Raw genomic sequence first — 520 nt, 5'->3', positions numbered from 1 at the left:
GGCCAGCAGCCCGCCGAACAGGAACATGCCCTGCTGGCTGAACGTGCGCGCCCCGAGCACCAGTCCGATCGCGGCCGCGTCCAGGCCGTACTCGGTGCCCATGGCCCCGGCGAGGAACGGCACGACGGCGTAGAAGCCGATGTTGAACACCAGCTGGGCACCCAGCAGGGTGCGCGTCTCGGACCGGCGGTCAGGCGATGGCATCGCGGCGCTCCTGGGGCAGGGGGTGGCTGTCCAGGATCGCGCACACCCGGGGCAGCGCCGCCGCCACCAGCTGCCTGCTGTGCTCGTGGCGCGGATCGGCGAAGAAGTCGTGGGTCGGCGCGAGCTCCACCAGGGACCCGCGGTGGAGCACCGCGACCCGGTGGCTCATGTAGCGGATCACGCTCAGGTCGTGGGAGATCATGATCAGCGACAGCGGCCGGTTCCGGTGCAGCCGCAGCAGCAGGTCCAGGACGGTGCGCTGGGTCGCCGCGTCCAGGGCCGAGGTGGCCTCGTCGCAGATGAGCACCGTCGGCTC

2 pseudogenes are annotated in these 520 nt (G+C 71.7%); both read right to left on the bottom strand.

The features are described from left to right. Window positions 1–204, bottom strand: a pseudogene (locus RCG67_RS17405) (MFS transporter); the annotation flags it as partial. Beyond that, window positions 191–520: pseudogene (locus RCG67_RS17400) on the bottom strand (ABC transporter ATP-binding protein); the annotation flags it as partial. The pseudogenes RCG67_RS17405 and RCG67_RS17400, both read right to left, overlap by 14 nt.

This window comes from Kocuria cellulosilytica (assembly GCF_040981245.1).
GTDB lineage: Bacteria > Actinomycetota > Actinomycetes > Actinomycetales > Micrococcaceae > Kocuria > Kocuria cellulosilytica.
Note: the sequence above shows the minus strand (reverse complement) of the source record. Positions and strands in the feature narration are given on the sequence as shown.